The following is a 20,342-nucleotide window of genomic DNA, read 5'->3' on the forward strand; positions in this document are numbered from 1 at the left end:
CACCCGGTTACATTCCGAACCCGGAAGTTAAGCTCTTCAGCGCCGATGGTACTGCACCGGGGACGGTGTGGGAGAGTAGGTCGCCGCCGGACAATTGTTCAGGTGGGGGGTCACCCGTTACGGGTGGCCCCCTGCTTGTTTTCGTATATGCGTGTGTTGGGGGGCTGCGGCCCCCCTTTTTTTGTGCCTGAAAACGTCTGGAGGCAAGGAACCGCTCCCGGCTTGAGGGTCAGGGCTGAGGCGGGAGGGCGTGGAGTTCGCCGGACAGGATGGTCACCGCGCGTCCGGCCAGTTCGACCCGGTCTCCACGGACGGTTGTGCGGATCAGGCCGCCGCGTTCGGACACCTGGGCGCCGACCAATGTGTTCGATCCGAGCCTGTCCGACCAGAGGGGCGCAAGGGCGCAGTGGGCCGAGCCGGTCACCGGGTCCTCGGGGACGCCGGCCCTGGGGGCGAAAAACCGGGAGACGTAGTCCACCCCGGGCTGCGATGCTTCTGCCGTGACGATGATTCCTCTCGCGTCCACGGCCTCCAGCGCGCGGAGGTCGGGTGAGGCGGCCCGTACCGCCTCCTCGGACTCGACTTCGACCAGATAGTCCCAGACGTTCCTACCGACCCATCGGGGCTCGACCCCGAGCGCCTCCAGCAGTCCTTCGGGAGGAGAGACCTCCTTGAGGACCTTGGCGGGGAAGTCCATGCTGATCAGTCCGAAGTCGTCCCTGGTCGTGGACAGGATCCCGCTCCTGGTGGTGAACCTGAGGGCGTCGGGAACGGACCCGGTGGAGTAGAGCACATGCGCCGCGGCCAGCGTCGCGTGACCGCACAGATCGACCTCGACCTTCGGCGTGAACCACCGCAGGGAGTACGGCTCGCCGGGCTCCCCGGCGAGCAGGAAAGCGGTCTCGGAATGCCGCATCTCCGCGGCGAGATCCTGCATCCAACTGTCCGGCGCGGGGTTGTCGAGTATACAGACCCCTGCGGGGTTACCCTTGAAAAACTGATCGGTAAACGAATCAACTGTGTAGATATGCATGACGCAACACTAGCCGTGTAGGAGATAAGCAGCCCAAAGCGGGTAGAGAGAACACAACGGACCGGTGCGCTAGCCGTACAAAGTGGGAATATGCGCTGGGCGTGTCGCGCGGCGAACCTTCCTTCGTCGGTTACCGTCCAAGGTTGTAGGGACAGGCCGAGTACGGCGTGGTCCTGAAGGAAAGGACGAGCCGATGGGGGCAGTGCGTAAGGTGGCGAGCTACCTGGGGCTGGGTGGGGCCGAGGAGTACGACGAGGCCTACGACTACGAGGACGAGGTTGAGGGCGAGGACTGGCAGCCCGCCTCCGAGCGCGCGGCCAAGCGTTGGCGAGCCGTTGTCGAGCCCTCCCGCATCGTCATGCTCACCCCGCGTCAGTACAACGACGCTCCGATCATCGGCAAGCACTTCCGTGAGGGCCAGACCGTCATCATGGATGTCAATTGCATGAGCACCGCTGAGGCCACGAGAATGGTGGACTTCGCGGCGGGGCTGGCCTACGGCTGCGAGGGCCACATCGAGCGCATCGCGGAGAAGGTCTTCCTCCTGGCCCCCGCCGACGTGGAGATCACCACCGCCTGATCCCGCCTCGAAGTCCGGCGTAGGTCTCCGGTAGCTGAGTTGATCGACGAGGAACAACCACTACCGGAGACCGTGCCACCCTCTTCATCCGGCTCGGGGACCCCTACGTAGCAGGCGGATGAGTTCTGCCAGGTCTGAGGTGGCTCCCTGGGCTCGCTTGTCGGCCTCGCGGGCGTATTCGTGGAGGGCCCACACCGCGCCGTCGGCGAGTTCCCGCAGCTCGGATAGCTGCTTGGTGACGTATTCGGCGTCGGCCCGCTCACGGCGGTGGCGTGACCAGAGCTGGTGTCCCCCTCCCGCGGCCAGCAGCGCCGCGAGCGCGGCGGCGGGCAGCGTGACCGGGGTGACGACTCCGACGACCAGGGTGGTCGCCGCCAGGGCCAGCAGCGCGTAGGCGAGCCACGGCCTGCCCCGGTTCGGGACACCCTCAACGGTGATGTGCCGTTCCGCGGCGGCCATGGACTCCGGGTCGGGGCCTTCGGGGCGCAGGGTCACCCGGTGCCCGAGGAGCGGGATGGAGACCGACTCGGGCGGCGCGACCTGGGTGGCCTGCGCCAGGCACTCCGCCGCGGTGCGCACGATCGGCGCGGCGACGTGCAGGGCGATGGCCGCGAGCGCCGGGTCGGAGGAGGGCCGCAGGTCGTCCAGCAGGTGCTCGACGAGCGGTTTCTCTGCCCTCTCCGGTCCTCGTACGGCACGCTCCGGCCGCACCAGGTCGCGCAGCACGGTCAGCGTCTCGTCGGCCGACCACAGGGCGCATGCCGTACGGCTGGCGGCTCCTGTCCTGGTCGTGGTGATCTCGGTGCAGCGGCCGAGCAGGCGGCTCAGCTGGGCGGCGGCCTGCACGGGCTGCGCCAGCTCGGGGAACTCGGCCAGCTCGGGGAAGTCCACGAGGGAGGGCGGCACGACCATGGACGGTTCGTGCGGGGTCAGCGCGCTCAGCCACCTGGCGGGCTCGGATCGGGAGGGCACGGCGACCGCGTCGAGCTTGCGGAGCACGAAGATCTTGCCTGCCGGGCCGTACGCTCCCTGGGCCGCGGCGAGCCAGAGCGCCCGCTGGCCGTGGGAGACGGGGCTGTCGAGGGACAGGTCGCCGAAGGCGATGCCCATCCAGGAGGCGTGGATGCGGTCGCCCTGCCCGCACAGGGCCAGGGCGAGGCAGAGGAACAGTGCGGTGCGCCGCTCGTCGAGCTTGGCGGCGCGGCCGAGAGGTTCGAGGGCGTCCTGTCCGCGCAGGAGGAGCAGCAGGGCTTCGACGGCGGGGGAGAGCCAGTAACCGGGGACGTTCGTCGAGCTCGTGGGGGTGGGGATCGTGGAGCAGGTGGCGTCGGCGGCCAGGTTCGCCAGGAGCGCCTCGGCGTAGCGGTGCAACTCCGTCCTGGCGTGAGGGTTCGCGGTCAGGTCCGTGCTCAAGGCAGAGAACTCTCCGAAGTTGTGACCGATGACCGCGCCAGCGTAGTGCGATTCGGTCATCCCCATCGGGAGGCGCGCCGAACCCAACTTTGCCGGATGATCACCTCGATTTGCCGAATCAAGGCGATCATCCGGCGGAACGGCTCACATCCGCTCGGGCACCGGGACGCCGAGCAGCTCCAGCCCGGTGTCCAGGACGCGCAGGGTGAGGGCGCACAGGGCGAGCCGGGAGGCGCGCACGGCCGGATCGACGTCGTTCTTCAGGACGGGGCAGTTCTCGAAGAACGTCGTGAAGGCGCTGGCGGTCTCGAAGAGGTAGGAGGCGAGCTTGTGCGGGGCCGAGGTCTCGGCCATCTCCGCGACGACCGCGCCGAACCCGAGCAGCCGCAGCGCCAGGGCCCGCTCGGCCGGGTGGGTGATGACGATCGGGCCGGTCGCCTCGGCCGGGTCGACGCCGCCCTTGCGGAAGATGGAGCGGATACGGGCCTGGGCGTACTGGAGGTAGGGGCCGGTGTTGCCGGTCAGGGCGAGCATGCGGTCGAAGTCGAAGACGTACTCGCTGTCGTGGCTGACCGACAGGTCGGCGTACTTGACCGCGCCCATGCCGACGGCGTGGGCGATCGCCCTGCGCTCCTCCTCGGGGTAGTCGCTGTCGCGGATGACCTCGGCGGCGCGGACCTCGGCCTCGTCGAGGAGGTCGAGGAGCTTGACCGAAGCGCCGCTCCGGGTCTTGAACATCTTGCCGTCGCTGCCGAGGACGCTGCCGATCTGGACGTGCTCGGCGTGGACGTGGTCGGGCAGCCAGCCGGCCATCTTGGCGGAGGCGAACAGCATCGACATGTGCTGGGCCTGGGTCGCGCCGATGACGTAGAGGAGCCGGTCGGCCTTGAGGTCCTGGACGCGGTAGCGGATGGTGGCCATGTCGGTGGTGGCGTAGCCGTACCCGCCGTCGCTCTTGCGGATCATGAAGGGGAGCGGCTGGCCCTCGCGCCCGGTGAAGCCGGGCGGGAAGACGCACAGCGCGCCGTCACTGACGACGGCGATGCCGCGCTCCTGCAGCTCGTCGCAGACCTGGGCCAGCACGGGGTTGTACATGCTCTCGCCGGCGATGTCGTCGTCGGTCAGCGTGACGCCGAGCTGGGTGTAGACCTTGTTGAAGTAGCGGACTGTGGCGTTCATGAAGATGTGCCACAGCCGCATCGTCTCCGGCTCCTCGGCCTGGAGCGTGACGACCCGGGTGCGGGCGCGGCGGTTGAACTCGGGGTCGGAGTCGAACTTGACCCGGGCGGCCTGGTAGTAGGCGTTGCCCTCACCGGCTTCGAGCTGGGCGACGGCGGCCTCTTCGCCGATGTCGAGCAGGTGCTCGATGAGCATGCCGAAGGGGGTGCCCCAGTCACCCAGGTGGTTCTGCCGGATGACCCGGTTGCCGAGGTGCTCGTGGACGCGGGCCAGCGCGTCGCCGACGATCGTCGTGCGCAGGTGGCCGACGTGCATCTCCTTGGCGGCGTTGGGCGCGGAGTAGTCGATGACCACGATCTGCGGGGAGTCGGCCACGGCGACGCCCGCGCGGGGGTCGGCGAGCGCCTCGCCGGCCTGGGTGGTGATCCACTCGTCGGAGAGCGTGATGTTCAGGAAGCCGGGGCCGCTGACCTCGACGGTGCCGGGGAAGTCGGCGAGGTGGTCGGCGATCTCCTGGGCGACCTCCCGCGGGGCTCGTCGCAGCCGCTTGCTCAGACTCATCGCGACGTTCGCCTGGTAGTCGGCGAACTGCGAGGGACGGATCAGCGGGTCTGCGTCGGTGTACTCAGCGCCGAAGGCGGCACCCAGCGCCTGCTGGACGCGCTCGGTGAGCACGATTTGCGGGTCGGTCATACCTCAAGGGTATCGGTTGGTCTGTCCTGAACCTGCGATTTATCGACCCGTCGCACGACCCTGAAGACGATCGTCAGGGCGAGGGCGGCGACCGCGGAGATGCCGACCGCGACCAGGTCGTCGGTGGGGTCGCCGAGGGTGAGGGCGAAGAACTCGCGGGTGAACGGCACGGCCAGGGAGAGCGCGAACAGCACGGCCATGGCCGCGACCAGTGCGACGCGCCACAGGAGGTACGGCCTGGCGATCAGGACCAGCACCCACCAGGTCACCAGGAAGAGGGTGATGACGGCCGCGGTGCGGCACTCCTCGGGGGTCGCGGAGCGGGCCTCTGCCAGCCGGTAGGTCAGGTGGACGGCCAGGGCGCAGACCACTCCCCAGGGGATGGCCAGGCGGAGCACGCGGGGCACGAAGCCGGGTTTGGCGCGTTCGTTGCTCGGCGCGAGGGCGAGGAAGAAGGCGGGGATGCCGATCGTCAGCGCGTTGACCAGCGTGGAGTGGCGGGGCGTGAACGGGAAGGCGATCCCGATGACCCCGGCGAGCAGCGACAGGACGATCGCGTAGAAGGTCTTGGTGAGGAAGAGGCTGGAGACGCGTTCGATGTTGGCCAGCACCCGTCTGCCCTCGCCGACGACGGAGGGCAGGCTGGTGAAGTCGTCGTCCATCAGCACGATCTGGGCGACGGCCCTGGTGGCGCCGCTGCCCGAGCCCATCGCCACGCCGAGGTCGGCGTCCTTGAGGGCCAGGACGTCGTTGACGCCGTCGCCGGTCATCGCGACCGTGTGGCCCCTGGACTGCAGGGCGCTGACGAAGAGCCGTTTCTGGTGCGGGGTCACCCGGCCGAAGACGGTGGTCGTGTCGAGGATCTCGGCGAGTTTGTCGGGGTCGTCCTCAGGCAGGGTGCGGGCGTCGACCGCGTTCTGGCCGCCGGGGACGCCGAGGGAGGTGGCGATGGCGGACACGGACTCGGGGTTGTCACCCGAGATGATCTTTATGGCGACGTTCTGCTTGGCGAAGTAGCGCAGGGTTTCCGCGGCTTCGGGGCGGATGCGCTGTTCGAGGACGACGAGGGCCCGGGGTTCCACGGTGCCGAGGGACTCGTTGAGGGTCTCGACCCTGCCGAGGGCGAGCACGCGCAGGCCGGTGGCGGCGAGGTCGGCGGCCTGGCCGTACTCGGGGGTGGCGGGGGTGAGCAGGACGTCGGCGGCGCCGAGGATCCAGGCGCCCTTCTCGCCGAAGTCCGCCCCGCTCCACTTGCGGGCCGAGGAGAAGGGGACGGTCGCGGTCACGGTCCAGCCGGACGGGGCGGGGTTGGCGACCTTGATGGCCTGGACGGTCGGGTTGGGCGTCTTCTCCAGGTTGGCGAGCGCGGCCAGGGCCTCGGTGGTGAGCGGGTCGTCGCCGAGCGGCCGCACCTCGGCGAGGTTCATGCCGCCCGCGGTGAGGGTGCCGGTCTTGTCGAGGCAGAGCACGTCGACCCTGGCCAGGATCTCGATCGCGGGAAGCTCCTGGACCAGGCAGCGGCGGCGGCCGAGCCGTACGACGCCGACGGCGAAGGCGATGCTCGTCATCAGCACCAGCCCCTCGGGGATCATGGTGACGATGCCCGCGACGGCGCCGGTGACGGCCTGGCTGAAGTCCTCTGCTTTGTTGAGCTGGCTCCAGATGAGCAGCAGGCCGATGGGGACGACCAGCCAGGTGATGTACTTGATGAACTTGGTCACGCCCGCGCGCAGCTCGGAGTGGGCGAGGCCGAAGGCGCTGGCCTCCTTGGCGAGTCTGGCGGCGTAGGCGTTGTCGCCGACCTCGGTCGCGACGTAGGACCCGGTGCCCGCGACCACGAAGCTGCCGGAGAGCACCCGGTCGCCGGGGGCCTTGTGGACCGGGTCGGCCTCGCCGGTGAGCAGGGACTCGTCGATCTCCAGGCCGCCGGACTCCATGACCTCACCGTCGACCAGCAGGCGGTCGCCGGGGCAGAGCAGGACCAGGTCGCCGAGCACGACCTTCCTGGGCGGGATCTCGGCCTCCTCGCCGTCCCGTCTGACCCTGACCGGGGCCTCGTTGACGACGGCGAGCCGGTCGAGGGTGCGCTTGGCGCGCAGCTCCTGGATGATGCCGATCGCGGAGTTGGCGACGATCACCAGTCCGAAGAGGCCGTCCTGCCACTGCCCGAAGATCATGATCACGACCCAGAGGGCGGCGATCACGGCGTTGAACAGGGTGAGGACGTTGGCGCGGACGATCGCCGACAGCGACCTGCTCGACCGCCTGCCGACCTCGTTGACCTGTCCCAGCGCCGTGCGCTTCTCGACCTCGGCCGTGGTCAGCCCTCGCTCGGCCACCTGCTCCACGTGTCGTCCCCCCGAGATCGGTGCGAATCCCACCATACGGGGAGCGAGGGCTTCGGGGCGTCATCCCAGACGGATCACCACAGGCGGTGTGGGCGGTGCGTGGCGGCCAGGCGCTCGCCGACGCGGGCGACCACACCGGTGCGGGCCAGCTCCGCCGCCAGCACGCACGCCGCGCTCACCCCCGTGGCCTGCGAGGACCCGTGCGCGATGACCACGGTGCCGTTCAGTCCGAGCAGTACGGCGCCGCCGTGCACCTCGGGGTCGAGACGGCGCTGCAACCGCCTGATCCGGCCGCGTTGCAGCATGCCGCCGACCCTGGCGACGGGGCTCTCCTGGATCGCCCCGCGCAGCTCGGCGAAGGCGTAGCGGACGCTGCCCTCCATGGTCTTGAGCGCGACGTTGCCGGTGAAGCCGTCGGTGACGATGACGTTCACGGCCCCGGTGAGCAGGTCGTGGCCCTCGATGTTGCCGGTGAAGTTCAGGCCGGGGGCCGCGGAGAGCAGTTCGTGGGCCCGTTTGACGAGCTTGTTGCCCTTCTCGGGCTCGCTGCCGATGGTCAGCAGGCCGATCCTGGGGTCCTCGATCCGCAGCGTGGTCTCGGCGTAGGCGGCGCCCAGGTGGGCGAACTGCACGAGCATCTCCGGCTTGACCTCGGCGTTCGCCCCGGCGTCCAGCAGGACGGTCGGGGTGGGCAGGGTCGGCAGGGCCACGGCGATGGCCGGTCTGAGCACCCCCTGCTGGCCCTTGAGCCTGAGCTTGCCCGTGGCCACGATGCCCGCGGTCGATCCCGCGGAGACCACGGCCGAGGCCTCGCCACGCCGTACGAGATGACAGGCGACGGCGATGCTGGAGCGGGGGCGGCGCAGACTGGCGAGGGCGCCCTCGTCCATGGCGAGCGCCTCCTCGGCGCGGACGATCGGGATCTCGGTCGTCGCGTCGTGACGGGAGAGCGCCTCCTGGAGCGGGCGGGGCGCGCCGACGAGGACCACGCCGATCCCGTGCTCCCTGACGGCCTGTACGGCTCCCGCCACGATCTCGTGGGGAGCGTTGTCGCCGCCCATCGCGTCGAGCGCGACGGGTGAAGTGGCATGTGGGGCGGCCGCTGTGGCGCGGAGAGCCTCGGTTTCGGGCAAGCGGTCACCTCGTGCGGGATGGTTTGTCCGCATCGTAGGCGTGCCTGGCGGCAGATGACGCAGGCGGGGGGCCGGGGCGTGTTTTCCTAGGGTCTGTTGGGGAGGTTCCAGTCGGTGCGGGCCCTGGAGACGATGATCTTGCCGAAGGTGGCCTTGCCGGTGACCCTGATGACGGGGCCGTTCTCGGCGCCGACGCCGCCGGAGATGCCGCGCTTGGCGAACAGCGCGCTGACCTCGTCGATGACGTAGGCGTTCTCGGGGACCCGGATGATCAGTTTGCCGAACAGGGACGTCACCTCAAGGGTGATCTCGCGCCCGGGGAGCACCGCGTCGGACAGGTCCACGATGAGCGCGCCGAAGGTCGAGGACAGCTTCGTGTGGCGGCCCGCGATCCACCGGCCGCTCCTGACGACCTTGCTGAAGACGGCGCTGACCTCCTGGTTGGGGGCGCTGCGGCCGCCGGTGGAGGTCGTGGTCTCCGGCAGGTCGTGGATGATCGGGGCCAGTTCGCCGACGGTGACGGCGCCGTAGGTCGCCTCAAGGCGGTCGGCGTGCTCGACGCTCGTGAGGCGCCCCGTGGCGAGGGCCTCGGCCAGGACGGACGCCACCCGGTCGCGGTCGGCGTCCGAGGCGCGCAGGGCGGGGTTTCCTGACACGGGAGCCAGGTGGGAGGAGGTCATGGGCCGATTGTACGACTGTTCGAGATATATCGCGATAGTCGATGGCAAAGAAATCGCGAACCTGGGAACCGGCTGCTGGTCTGGTTACGTCCGGGTATATAAGCGCCAACGACGCGCGAGAAGCATGAGAGGTTTACATCAAGAGCAACAAAAAGCGGAGGTAAAACTTAGTGAGCGTGCAAGAGAGCGTAGCGCGTGGGTTTCGCGCATACACCGCGAAACACCTCGACGACCTGCTGCGACGGGCCGGTCTCGACGAGGAGAACCGGGTCCGGGTGAGGGCGGTCGCGACCGTGCTGCCCTTCCGCACGAACTCCTACGTGGTTGACCAGCTCATCGACTGGTCGGCGGCGCCGGACGATCCCATCTACCGCCTGGTCTTCCCGCAGGCGGACATGCTGCCCGAGGCCGACGTCTCCCGGCTGGCCGCCCTGCTGAGGAGCGAGGCGTCCCAGAAGGAGATCCAGGCCATCGCGCACGAGGTCAGGGAACGGCTCAACCCACACCCCGCGGGACAGCTCAACCTCAACGTCCCCCGGGTCGGCGACGAGCCGGTGCCCGGGATGCAGCACAAGTATCCGGAGACCGTCCTCTTCTTCCCGAAGCAGGGACAGACCTGCCACGCCTACTGCACCTACTGCTTCCGGTGGGCCCAGTTCATCGGCGAGCCCGACCTGAAGTTCGCCTCAGGTGACGTCGCGAGCCTGGTCGGCTACCTGAAGGAGCATCCCGAGGTGACCGGGGTGCTGATCACCGGTGGCGATCCCATGATCATGGGGGAGCCGGTGCTCAGGCGCTATCTGGAGCCGCTGCTCGACCTCGAACAGCTGGAGTCGATCCGCATCGGCACCAAGTCGCTGGCCTACTGGCCGCAGCGCTTCGTGTCCGACCCGGACGCCGACGACACGCTGCGCCTGTTCTCCTCGGTGGTCGAGGCGGGCAAGAACCTGGCCTTCATGGCGCACTTCTCGCATCCCCGCGAGATGGAGCCGCCCATCGTCAGGACCGCCGTCGAGCGCATCCGTGAGACCGGGGCGGTGGTCAGGACCCAGGCGCCGCTGATCAGGTCCATCAACGACCACCCCATGACCTGGGCGTCGATGTGGCGCACCCAGTTGGCGATGGGCATGGTGCCGTACTACATGTTCGTCGAGCGGGACACGGGGCCCCAGGACTACTTCGCGGTTCCGCTGGCCAGGGGATACGAGATCTTCAGGGACGCCTACGCCAGTGTCTCCGGGCTGTGCCGTACGGTGCGGGGGCCGTCCATGTCGGCGACGCCGGGCAAGGTCTGTGTGGACGGTGTCGCGGAGGTCGGGGGTAAGAAGGTCTTCGTGCTCCACCTCATCCAGGCGCGCGATCCCGACCTGGTCGGGCGGCCCTTCTTCGCGGAGTATGACCCGGAGGCGGTCTGGCTGACCGATCTGCGGCCCGCGTTCGCCGACCGGTTCCCCTTCGAGCCCTCGCTGGCCGATCGGGTGCCCCTCGCCCGGCGGCTGTCGGCCTGAGTTCCGGTCGGCGCGTTTTCCACAGCCCTCCGTGTCGGGCCCACGCCCGTGGTCAGGAGTTCTGCGGCTCCTGGGAGTGTGGGGGGCGGACGGAGGTGCGGCGGGCGATCTGGGCCTGGAGTCTGGCCATCTGCCAGTGCAGCTCGATCAGCTGCTCGGCGAGCTGCAGACGCGGAATCTCGGACGGGTCCTCTGTGGCCAGGTGGTCGATCGCGGCCGACAACTCTCGCATCGCGCGCTCCCACTCCATGACGACTTCCTCGGATCGAAACAACGTTCGAATCATAGCGGAACGCCGATCAGAGTGTCAGTTGATTGCCTTCCGTTCCTGAACGGCTGGACGGAGGGCCGCTGACCAGGCGGGACGCCGGCGGTCGTGGGCGACACGCCGGCGTCCGACCGGGAAGGATCAGGTCTCGTAGACCGGCGCGACGTAGCCGCGGGCCAGGGTGTGCGCGGTGATGTTGAAACCGACGACCGCGGCCGGGGAGTCGGGGTCAACGTCGAGTTTCTCCACGTCCAGGGCGTGCACCGCGAAGACGTAGCGGTGCGGGTGGCCGGGAGGCGGGGCGGCGCCGCCGTAGGCGTTGATGGCGTAGTCGTTGCGCCCGTGCACGCCGAAGGTGGTGTCCGGCCCTCCCGCGCCCGCGGGCAGCTCGGTCACGTCGGCGGGGATGTCGAACAGCAGCCAGTGCCAGAACCCGCTGCCGGTCGGGGCGTCGGGGTCGAAGCAGGTCACCGCGTAGCTCCGGGTGCCCTCGGGGCCGCCCGACCAGCGCAGGTGCGGGGAGACGTTCTGCCCGTTTGAGCCCCACCGATCGAACACGTGGGTCAGGGCCAGGGTCTCGCCGTCGCGGACGTCGTCGCTCTCGACGGTCAGCGCGGGGACCTGGGGCAGGAAGTCGTAAGGAATCGGTGGCCGTGCGGACACGGATTCACCTCCGTTGGGAGCGTCGTACTTGGTCGCTCCTCATCCTGCCCTGTCGGGGGATCACACAGGTGTCTCAGGCGTTGTAGGCGGCGAGGACCGTCTTGGGGTCGCCGTCCATCTTGATCTTGCCCTTGTGCAGCCAGATGACCCGGTTGCAGGTTTCCTCGATCACGTCGAGGTTGTGGGCGACGAGGAAGACGGTGCCCGCCTCCTCGCGCATCTGCATGATGCGCTCCTGGCTCTTGCGCTTGAAGTCGCGGTCGCCGGTCGCCAGGGCCTCGTCGATGAGCAGCACGTCGTGGGCCTTGGCCGAGGCGATGGCGAAGCGGAGCCTGGCACCCATGCCCGAGGAGTAGGTGGACATGGGGAACTGGACGAACTCCCCGATGCCGGAGAAGTCGACGATGTTGTCGTACTTCTCCCTGACCTGGGCGGGTGTCATGCCCATGGCGTAACAGCCGAGGACGATGTTGCGCTCACCGGTCAGCTCGCGCATCAGCGCCGCGTTGACACCCAGCAGGGAGGGCTGGCCGTCGGTGTAGACCGCGCCCGAGTGCGGGGGCAGCAGCCCGGCGATGGCGCGCAGCAGCGTCGACTTGCCCGAACCGTTGCGGCCGATGATGCCGATGGCGTCGCCGTGGTAGGAGACGAAGGACACTCCGCGTACGGCGTGCACCTCCTTCATCTCCGGCCTGCCCTGGCGCTTGACCAGGCGCATGAGGGCGTTGGCGGCGTTGCCCTTCTCGGTCTCCGAGGCCGCGCCGTACACGCGGTAGATGATGTGCAGGTCGTCCACGATGACCGTCGGCGTGCCCTGGCGGGGGTTCCTGGGCGGCTCGGGGGCGGGATGCACCCTGACGTCCGTGCTGGGGACGGCAGGCTCGTCGGCCTTCACTTGGGGCAGCTCCTCGGTCAACTCAGCCACGGCCGTACTTCTCCTCGGCTCGCCAGAAGTACCAGAAGCCACCGATCAGGGCGAACACCGCCCAGAATACGCAGGTGAACCACACCAGGGGGCGGGTGGGGTGGAACTGGATGAGCAGGTCGCGCATCAGCTCGATGTAGGAGGCGGCCGGGTTGAAGTACATGAGATCGGCGATCCACTGTTGCTCGCCGACCCTGTCCTGGATGGAGAAGAACACCCCGGAGGCGTAGAGCCAGGTGCGCGTGATGAAGGGCAGCAGCTGGTTCAGGTCGCGGGAGGTCGAGCCGATCCTGGCCAGGACCATGCTGGCGCCGATGTTGAACATCGTCTGCAGCAGCAGGGCGACCGGGATCAGCAGCCACATCCAGGTGATCGGCTGGCCGGTGACCAGCACGAGCAGGAGGAGCACGCCCATGGAGATCAGGACCTGCTGGAACTCCTGGATCGTGTAGGCCAGTGGCAGCGCGGCCCTGGGGAAGTGCAGGGCGCGGATGAGCGAGAGGTTTCCGGAGATCGACTTCGCGCCGCTGGTCACCGAGCGCTGGGTGTAGGTGAAGACGAACACCCCGGTGACGAGGAAGGCGATGTAGACGTTGGGCTCCATCTTGCCCCTGGCGCCCAGGATCACGCCGAACATCAGCCAGTAGATCGCCGCGTTGAGCAGGGGTGTCAGGACCTGCCAGAGCTGACCCAGGGCTGAGTTGCTGTACTTCGAGACGTTGCGCGAGGTCGCGTACGTCATGACGAAGTGCCGTCGTTCCCACAGTTGACGCAGGTAGACGGGCAGACGGGGGCGTGCGATGGCACGCCGAAGTCCGTAACGCTCGGCGAGCTTGGCCAGCGGCTCCTGCGGCGTGGCAGGGGTGCCGTTACTCGGGCCGCCCGCCTGGGCGTCCGCGATCGCGGATTCCGGCTGGCTCATGGCAAGGACTCTATTGGATGCGGATGGATGGGGTGCCTGCGGCGGTGCTCCGCCGCACACATTGGACGGGATCTCTGAGAAAGAGGTTCCAGGGCAATTGTGCGGTTCGCCGCCGGAGCCTTGAGCCCCCCGCGACCTCGCCAACGTTAGCCCAGCCACACCCTGCTCGTGGGCGATGAACGCGAGCATCCTGGACGCAGGGGTATTTTTGCGTGACCCTTCCCGCATCACATATGACTCTATGTCGGCTTTATATCCTGCTGTGGGATTGGGCTGGGCCAGTTGGCGGCCGTACGGCGTGCGCCGGACGTGTGCGTGACCGAACTGCAACATCACAGAGACAACTCGGTGTGGAGCGGTACGGGATAGTCGCGTCCGACCGGTGTGACGTCGGCGCGTCGGCCGGGACGGCGGGAGCGGAGGACACGAGAGATCCTTCGCCGGTCGCACGGGCTTCGTCGGCCCGGGGCGACGCCGCCTGCAAAGGGAGGAAACACCGTAATGCGCGTTACTAAGGGCGCACAGGTCATCGCTGGTATCGCGCTGCTCGCCCTCGGCCTGGCCGCATGCGGCGGACAGGGGGCGACGGGTACGGCGGCGGGTGATCCGCCGATACGCATGGAGCTCGCCGAGCCGCAGAAGCTGTTCTACCCGGGCGACACCATCGAGACCGAGGGCGCCGAGGTGCTCAGCGCGGTCTTCGCCCCGCTGGTGAGCTACAGCGACGACAAGCAGGTCGTCAACAACGTGGCCGAGTCGATCAAGACCAGCGACAGCAGGGTCTGGACGATCAAGATCAAGTCGGGCTACACCTGGCACAACGGTGAGCCGCTGGTCGCCCAGAACTACGTCAACGCGTGGAACTACGTCGCCAACCGCGACAACGCCCAGGGCGCCAACAGCTTCTTCAGCCGCGTCGAGGGCTGGGAGGACCTGAACCCGCCGGAGGGCAAGCCGGTCACCGTCACGAAGATGCGGGGCCTCAAAGCCCTTGACGAGCACACCTTCCAGGTCACGCTGAGCAAGCCGTTCTCCCAGTTCAAGACGATGCTCGGCTACGTCGCCTTCTACCCGCTGCCCGATGCGGCCTTCAAGGACGGCAAGGTCACCGAGTCCTACGCCAGGCAGCCGATCGGCCAGGGCTACTTCAAGATGGACCGGCCGTACAACAAGGGCGTCGACCAGACGATCGACCTGACCCGCTACGACGCCTTCCCCGGGAACAAGCCCAAGTTCGACAAGCTCCAGTTCAAGATCTACACGGACTCGGAGACGGCCTTCAACGACCTGCGCTCCGGCGGGCTCGACGTCCACGACTCGCTGCCGCCCGCGTCGATCGCCAGCGCCAAGGCCGAACTGGGTGAGCGCTACATCGACCAGGCGGACGCGGGCGTCGGCTACATCGGCTTCCCGCTGCAGTACAACGACACCTACTCCAACATCAAGGTCCGCGAGGCCATCTCGATGGCGATCGACCGCAAGACGATCACCGAGACGGTCTTCGCCGGGACCCGCTCCCCGGCCGACGACTTCATCAACCCGCTCCTGGACGGCTACCGTCCCGGCATCTGCGCGGCCTGCACCTACGACCCGGCCAGGGCCAAGGCGCAGTACGAGGAGAACAACGGTCCCAAGTCGATCGAGCTGGGCTACAACACGGACGGCGCGCACAAGGAGTGGATCGAGGCCATCGCCAACAACCTCCGCGCCAACCTCGGCGTCGAGGTCAAGGTCAGGACGTTCGAGAAGTTCGCCGTCCTCCTCGACAGCCTGGTCAAGAAGGAGTACGGCGGCATGTTCCGCATGGGGTGGTTCATCGACTACCCCTCCGTCGAGAACTACCTGACCCCGGTCTTCTCCACCAACGCCATCAAGACCGGCTCCAACTACGCGGGCTGGTCGAGCAAGGAGTTCGACGACCTGCTGGCCCAGGGTGACGGCGCGACCTCCCTGAAGGACGGCCTGAAGTACTACCAGCGGGCCGACGACATCCTGATCAAGGAGCTGCCGTACATCCCGATCTTCTACTACCGCGTCAACGCCGCCTACTCCCAGCGCATCAGGGGGTTGAAGATCAACCTGATCAACCTGGTCGAGTGGAACAAGATCGAGAAGGTCGGCTGACGGACGGCGGGGCCGTTCCCCGGCGCCGGGAACGGTCCCGGCGCCGCGTGTCGGAGCGGCCCGGGAAGACGTCCCCGACGTGGCACGTACCGGAGGCTGAATGGGCCGCTACATCATCAGGCGCCTGGTCCAGGCGATCCCCGTCCTGCTGGGCGCGACCCTGCTCGTCTACGCCGTCGTCTTCGCGCTGCCCGGGGATCCCGTCGAGGTGCTCGCCGGGGACAAGCGGATGGACCCGCACATCACCGCCGTCCTGCGCGAGCGCTACCACCTGGACGATCCGTTCCTGCTCCAGTACTGGCACTACCTCACCGGCCTGTTCCACGGCGACCTGGGCGTCACCGTCTCCGGCGGGTCGGTCTCCGACATACTGGCCGGCCGCTTCCAGGTGACCGCCAACCTGGCGATGACGGCGCTGGTCATGGAGGCGGTCGCCGGGGTCGGCCTCGGCCTGTACGCCGCGCTGCGCCACGGCAGGGCGCAGGACTCGCTGGTCCTGGCCGCCACGCTGGTGCTGATCTCCATCCCGCCGCTGGTCACCGGGTTCGTGCTGCAACTGCTGCTGGGCGTCAGGCTCAAGCAGGCCGGGATCGACCTCTTTCCCGTCGCGGGTCTGGCCGAGGGCTGGCGCGGCTACCTGCTGCCCGGTCTCGTGCTCGCCGGGACCTCGATCGCCTACCTGACCAGGCTCACCAGGACCAGCCTCGTGGAGACGCTGCGCGCCGACTACATCCGCACCGCCATCGCCAAGGGACTGCCCAGGCGCAGGGTCGTCGGCAGGCACGCGCTGCGCAACGCGCTGATCCCGCTGGTCACCTACCTCGGCGCCGACTTCGGCACGCTGATGGGCGGCGCCGTGATCACCGAGACGGTCTTCAACCTGCCCGGCATCGGCCAGCAGCTGTTCACCTCGGTCTCCCTGCGCGAGCAGCCCGTGGTCGTGGGCGTGGTGACGCTCCTGGTGCTGGTCTACGTCCTGGCGAACCTGGTCGTTGACCTGCTCTACGCCGTGCTCGACCCGAGGATCCGCTATGAGTGAGACCACCGTCGAGCGCCAGGGACGCGGCAAACACGCCAGACGCGGGAGATACAGCCCCGGCGGGCCGTGGCGGTTCGGGCCACCGAGGGCGGCGAGCCTGTGGAGCGACGCCTGGCAGGACCTGCGGCGGCGGCCGATGTTCGTCGGCGCGGCCTTCGTCATCGCCGTCTTCCTCGTCATGGCGGCCTTCCCCTGGCTGTTCACCTCGATCGACCCCCACGACGCCGCCACCTGCCACCTGTCCGAGGCCAGGCAGGGGGTGAGCGACCTGCACTGGTTCGGCACCGACAACCTGGGCTGCGACGTCTACGCCCGCAGCGTGTACGGCGCCCGCAACTCGGTCGTGATCGGCGCCACGACCGCCGCCCTGACCGCGCTGGTCGGCGGTCTGCTCGGCCTGTTCGCCGGGTTCGCCGGAGGGGCGCTCGACGCCCTGCTCTCCCGGGTCACCGAGATCTTCTTCGCGATCCCCTCGGTCCTCGGGGCCCTGCTCATCCTGTCGGTCTTCCGCACCGGGAGCGTCTGGACGGTCGTGCTGGCGCTGGCCGTACTGGCCTGGCCGATGACCTTTCGCATCACGCGGGCCGCGGTGATCACGGTGAAGGGGCAGGAGTACGTGCTCGCCGCGCGGGCGCTCGGCGCCTCCTCGGGACGGATCATGTTCCGGCACATCATGCCGAACGCGCTCGCGCCCGTCATCGTGGTCGCCACGATCAACCTCGGGACCTTCGTCGCGGCCGAGGCCGGGCTCTCGTTCGTCGGCGTCGGGCTCCAGTCGCCCGACATCTCCTGGGGACTGATGATCTCCGACGCCAGGAGGCGCTTCCTTGAGGCCCCGGAGCCGTTGCTGTTCCCGGCGCTGCTGCTGAGCCTGACCGTGCTGGCCTTCGTCATGCTGGGCGACGCCGTACGCGACGCCCTCGATCCGAAACTGAGGTAGGGAAAGCCGTGTGGAGGTCCTCGACGGCCGAGCGGGACGGACGGGTCCCCGGTGGGGAGGCGCTGCTGACCGTGGACGGCCTGCGGGTGGAGTTCGCCACCAGGCAGGGCGTGGTCAGGGCGGTCAACGGCGTCAGCTACCGGATCGACCCGGGGGAGACGCTCGCGGTGCTCGGTGAGTCCGGCTCGGGCAAGTCGGTAACCGCGCACGCGATCATGGGGCTCCTCGACACCCCGACCGTCCGGGTCCCGGCCGGGGAGATCCGCTTCCACGGCACCGACCTGCTCGGGCTGCGAGAGGACGACAGGGCCCGCATCAGGGGGCGGCGGATCGCGATGGTCTTCCAGGACGCCCTGTCGGCGCTGAACCCGGTCTTCACCGTCGGGGCGCAGATCGGAGAGATGTTCCGGGTGCACGAGGGCCTGTCGCGGCGGGAGGCCGAGCGCAGGGCGGTCGAGCTGATGGACCGGGTCCGCATCCCGGCCGCCGCGCAGCGGATGTACGACTACCCGCACCAGTTCTCCGGCGGCATGCGCCAGCGCATCATGATCGCGATGGCCATCGCGCTCGGCCCCGAACTGCTCATCGCCGACGAACCGACCACGGCGCTCGACGTGACGGTCCAGGCCCAGATCATGGACCTGCTGGCCGAACTGCGCAGGGAGAGCGGCATGGCGATGATCCTCATCACCCACGACCTCGGCGTGGTCGCCGACAGCGCCGACAGGATCGTCGTCATGTACGGCGGGCGCGTCGTGGAGAGCGCGCCCGTGCACGAGGTCTACCAGGCGCCCGCGCACCCCTACACCAGGGGCCTGCTGGAGTCGATCCCCCGCCTCGCCCGCAAGGGCAGGGCGCTGCCCGCGATCGAGGGCACCCCGCCCGACCCGCTGGCCATGCCGACCGGCTGCTCCTTCCACCCCCGGTGCTCCTACCGCCAGGACAACTGCGTCACCGACGCGCCGCCGCGCTACCGGATCGGGCCGACCCGCGACAGCGCCTGCCACTACTGGAGAGAGGTCCTCGATGGCAGCCACGGGTGAGCCGATCCTGGAGGTCGGCGGCCTCGTCAAGCACTTCCCGATGAGCCAGGGCGTCGTGTTCAGGCGGCGGATCGGGGAGATCAGGGCGGTCGACGGGGTCTCCTTCACGCTCAGGCGCGGCGAGACGCTCGGCATCGTCGGCGAGTCGGGCTGCGGCAAGTCCACCCTGGCCAGGCTCCTGATGGCCCTGGAGCGGCCGACCTCGGGCTCGGTGCGGATCAACGGGCGCGAGATCACCCGGGCCAGGGGCGCCGAGCTGCGGCAGGTCCGCCGCAACATCCAGATGGTCATGCAGGACCCCTACACCTCGCTCAACCCCAGGATGACCGTCGGGGACATCGTCGGCGAGCCGTACGAGATCCACAGGAAGGTCGTCCCCAGGCGGGAGCGGCGCCGCATGGTGCAGGAACTCCTTGAGGTCGTCGGCCTCAACCCCGACCATGTGGACCGCTATCCCCACCAGTTCTCCGGCGGCCAGCGCCAGCGCGTCGGCATCGCCAGGGGGCTCGCGCTCAAGCCGGAGATCATCATCTGTGACGAGCCGGTCTCCGCGCTCGACGTCTCGATCCAGGCGCAGGTCGTCAACCTGCTCGAACGGCTGCAGGACGAGTTCGGCCTCGCCTACGTCTTCATCGCCCACGACCTGTCGGTCGTCCGTCACGTCTCCGACAGGATCGGCGTGATGTATCTCGGCAAACTGGTCGAACTCGGCACCGAGGACGACGTCTGCGAGCGTCCGTCCCATCCCTACACCCAGGCGCTGCTGTCCGCGGTGCCGGTGCCCGACCCCAGGGGGCGCGAGACACGCGGGCGGATCGTCCTGCAGGGCGACCCGCCCTCACCCGCGAAACCGCCCTCCGGCTGCCGTTTCCGCACCCGGTGCTGGAAGGCCAGGGACGTGTGCGCCGAGCAGGAACCGGCCCTCCAGGCACGCTTCACCACCGGCCACGCCGTCGCCTGCCACTTCGTCTGACTTTCTACAGAGATTCCGGCGGGGTACGGCGGGAGCCAGAGGACAGGCGCACGTGGGCGCCGGGGGGCAGCGCGAGCCGCTGGGCGGCGTCACCGGTGTTGATCGCCAGCACGACCAGCCCCGCGGAGTCGGTGAAGGCGACCAGCTCTCCGGGAGGCACCGCCGCGAAGGTCTCCCTGAACGGCAGGGAGACGTGCCTCCTGCCCAGCCAGACCACCAGCGTGCCGCCGGGACGCACCCCCACCACCCCGAGGTCGGCCGCGCTGATCGAGAGCTGGACGTTGCCGTGGTCGTCGACGGAGAGCACCTCGCCCTCGACCTCGTCGTCACGCACCAGCGACGTCGGCGTGCGCAACGCGACCAGCCGCTCCTGCGGGATCTCAGGGCCCACCTCGGCCAGGGGCAGCCCGGTCGCCAGGCGCGCCGCGACGGGGGCGAAGACGTCACGGCCGTGGAAGGTCGGCGAGACCGGTTTCCTGAACAGGTCCTCGTTGGTGAGCTCGCGCGCCGTCCTCGCGCCGCCCGCGGCGGTGACCGCCCACGACAGCACCCCGTTGTCGGGGCCGAGGAACACGTGCTCGCCCGCCTCGATGGCCACGGCCCCGCGCGAGGCGCCGACCGGGCTCACCGCGGCGACGTGGACACCGGGCGGCAGATGGGGGATCGTCTGGGCCAGGATCGCCGCGGCGCGCCGTACGTCACCGGTGGGGACCAGGTGGCACACGTCGATGATCCGGACCTGCGGCGCCGTCAGGACGATCACACCGTGGCAGGCGGCCACGGAGCCGTCCGCCAGCCCGTAGTCGGTGAGAAGGGTGATCACTGGAGTCACACCTGGTGACTGTACGTCTCGGAACCGGCCATGAACAGCATGAAAT

General features: G+C 68.9%; 18 protein-coding genes and 1 rRNA gene. 8 read left to right on the forward strand and 11 right to left on the reverse strand.

Annotation, left to right across the window (positions count from 1 at the left end):
* Nucleotides 1-92: ribosomal RNA gene (gene rrf, locus FHS44_RS23020) — 5S ribosomal RNA — on the forward strand; the annotation flags it as partial.
* Between the two features lie 137 nt (nt 93-229).
* On the opposite strand, the gene FHS44_RS23025 is transcribed toward rrf, so the two are convergent.
* The gene (locus FHS44_RS23025; protein ID WP_184718006.1) at nt 230-1,033 is read right to left on the reverse strand and encodes a PhzF family protein; all 804 of its coding nucleotides are present in this window, start codon (nt 1,031-1,033) and stop codon (nt 230-232) included.
* Between the two features lie 193 nt (nt 1,034-1,226).
* On the opposite strand from FHS44_RS23025, the gene FHS44_RS23030 reads away from it, so the two are divergent.
* Nucleotides 1,227-1,613 carry a cell division protein SepF gene (locus FHS44_RS23030; protein ID WP_184718008.1) on the forward strand — a complete coding sequence of 129 codons (387 nt, stop codon included), beginning with the start codon at nt 1,227-1,229 and terminating at the stop codon, nt 1,611-1,613.
* A gap of 84 nt (nt 1,614-1,697) precedes the next feature.
* Here FHS44_RS23030 and FHS44_RS23035 read toward each other — a convergent pair whose 3' ends face one another.
* The 5 genes from FHS44_RS23035 to FHS44_RS23055 all read right to left on the reverse strand — a co-directional run bounded on the left by FHS44_RS23035 (nt 1,698) and on the right by FHS44_RS23055 (nt 9,059).
* Entirely contained in the window at nt 1,698-3,026 is a 1,329-nt protein-coding gene (locus FHS44_RS23035; RefSeq protein WP_246435919.1) for a hypothetical protein, read from the reverse strand.
* A gap of 144 nt (nt 3,027-3,170) precedes the next feature.
* Nucleotides 3,171-4,898 (reverse strand): arginine--tRNA ligase, encoded by a 1,728-nt coding sequence (argS, locus tag FHS44_RS23040; protein ID WP_184718011.1) that lies wholly within the window; start codon nt 4,896-4,898, stop codon nt 3,171-3,173.
* Nucleotides 4,895-7,246, reverse strand: a complete 2,352-nt coding sequence (locus tag FHS44_RS23045; RefSeq protein WP_312863776.1) for an HAD-IC family P-type ATPase — start codon at nt 7,244-7,246, stop codon at nt 4,895-4,897. The genes argS and FHS44_RS23045 overlap by 4 nt, the downstream gene beginning before the upstream one ends.
* A gap of 74 nt (nt 7,247-7,320) precedes the next feature.
* Nucleotides 7,321-8,307: a phosphate acyltransferase PlsX gene (gene plsX, locus FHS44_RS23050; protein ID WP_246435945.1), complete on the reverse strand. Its 987-nt coding sequence runs from the start codon at nt 8,305-8,307 to the stop codon at nt 7,321-7,323.
* A 158-nt stretch (nt 8,308-8,465) separates the two neighbouring features.
* Nucleotides 8,466-9,059, reverse strand: a complete 594-nt coding sequence (locus FHS44_RS23055) for a DUF1707 SHOCT-like domain-containing protein (RefSeq protein WP_184718014.1) — start codon at nt 9,057-9,059, stop codon at nt 8,466-8,468.
* A 176-nt stretch (nt 9,060-9,235) separates the two neighbouring features.
* Here FHS44_RS23055 and FHS44_RS23060 point away from each other — a divergent pair, with 176 nt between their 5' ends.
* Nucleotides 9,236-10,567 carry a KamA family radical SAM protein gene (locus FHS44_RS23060; RefSeq protein ID WP_376771606.1) on the forward strand — a complete coding sequence of 444 codons (1,332 nt, stop codon included), beginning with the start codon at nt 9,236-9,238 and terminating at the stop codon, nt 10,565-10,567.
* 52 nt (nt 10,568-10,619) lie between these two features.
* Here the strand turns inward: FHS44_RS23060 and FHS44_RS23065 are convergent, their stop codons facing one another.
* The 4 genes from FHS44_RS23065 to FHS44_RS23080 form a co-directional block, all read right to left on the reverse strand.
* The gene (locus FHS44_RS23065) at nt 10,620-10,799 is read right to left on the reverse strand and encodes a hypothetical protein (RefSeq protein ID WP_246435921.1); all 180 of its coding nucleotides are present in this window, start codon (nt 10,797-10,799) and stop codon (nt 10,620-10,622) included.
* A 177-nt stretch (nt 10,800-10,976) separates the two neighbouring features.
* Entirely contained in the window at nt 10,977-11,498 is a 522-nt protein-coding gene (locus FHS44_RS23070) for a YbhB/YbcL family Raf kinase inhibitor-like protein (protein WP_184718017.1), read from the reverse strand.
* A 73-nt stretch (nt 11,499-11,571) separates the two neighbouring features.
* A complete protein-coding gene (locus FHS44_RS23075) occupies nt 11,572-12,423 on the reverse strand; it encodes an ABC transporter ATP-binding protein (RefSeq protein WP_184718018.1) in 852 nt (283 codons plus the stop codon).
* Nucleotides 12,416-13,345, reverse strand: a complete 930-nt coding sequence (locus FHS44_RS23080) for an ABC transporter permease (RefSeq protein WP_184718020.1) — start codon at nt 13,343-13,345, stop codon at nt 12,416-12,418. Before FHS44_RS23080 ends, FHS44_RS23075 begins: the two co-directional genes overlap by 8 nt.
* 501 nt (nt 13,346-13,846) lie before the next feature.
* Here FHS44_RS23080 and FHS44_RS23085 point away from each other — a divergent pair.
* From FHS44_RS23085 to FHS44_RS23105, 5 genes are all read left to right on the forward strand, one after another.
* Nucleotides 13,847-15,469, forward strand: coding sequence for a peptide ABC transporter substrate-binding protein (locus FHS44_RS23085; RefSeq protein WP_184718022.1), 1,623 nt, complete (start codon nt 13,847-13,849; stop codon nt 15,467-15,469).
* 100 nt (nt 15,470-15,569) lie between these two features.
* Nucleotides 15,570-16,508: an ABC transporter permease gene (locus FHS44_RS23090; protein ID WP_184718025.1), complete on the forward strand. Its 939-nt coding sequence runs from the start codon at nt 15,570-15,572 to the stop codon at nt 16,506-16,508.
* Nucleotides 16,501-17,448 carry an ABC transporter permease gene (locus FHS44_RS23095; RefSeq protein WP_184718027.1) on the forward strand — a complete coding sequence of 316 codons (948 nt, stop codon included), beginning with the start codon at nt 16,501-16,503 and terminating at the stop codon, nt 17,446-17,448. The genes FHS44_RS23090 and FHS44_RS23095 overlap by 8 nt, the downstream gene beginning before the upstream one ends.
* Before the next feature lie 8 nt (nt 17,449-17,456).
* Nucleotides 17,457-18,491, forward strand: a complete 1,035-nt coding sequence (locus FHS44_RS23100) for an ABC transporter ATP-binding protein (RefSeq protein ID WP_312863777.1) — start codon at nt 17,457-17,459, stop codon at nt 18,489-18,491.
* Entirely contained in the window at nt 18,475-19,464 is a 990-nt protein-coding gene (locus FHS44_RS23105; RefSeq protein WP_184718029.1) for an ABC transporter ATP-binding protein, read from the forward strand. The genes FHS44_RS23100 and FHS44_RS23105 overlap by 17 nt, the downstream gene beginning before the upstream one ends.
* A 4-nt stretch (nt 19,465-19,468) precedes the next feature.
* Here FHS44_RS23105 and FHS44_RS23110 read toward each other — a convergent pair whose 3' ends face one another.
* Nucleotides 19,469-20,296: an SAM hydrolase/SAM-dependent halogenase family protein gene (locus FHS44_RS23110; protein ID WP_184718031.1), complete on the reverse strand. Its 828-nt coding sequence runs from the start codon at nt 20,294-20,296 to the stop codon at nt 19,469-19,471.
* Nucleotides 20,297-20,342 lie beyond the last annotated feature (46 nt).

This window comes from Streptosporangium saharense (genome assembly GCF_014203715.1).
Lineage (GTDB): Bacteria > Actinomycetota > Actinomycetes > Streptosporangiales > Streptosporangiaceae > Streptosporangium > Streptosporangium saharense.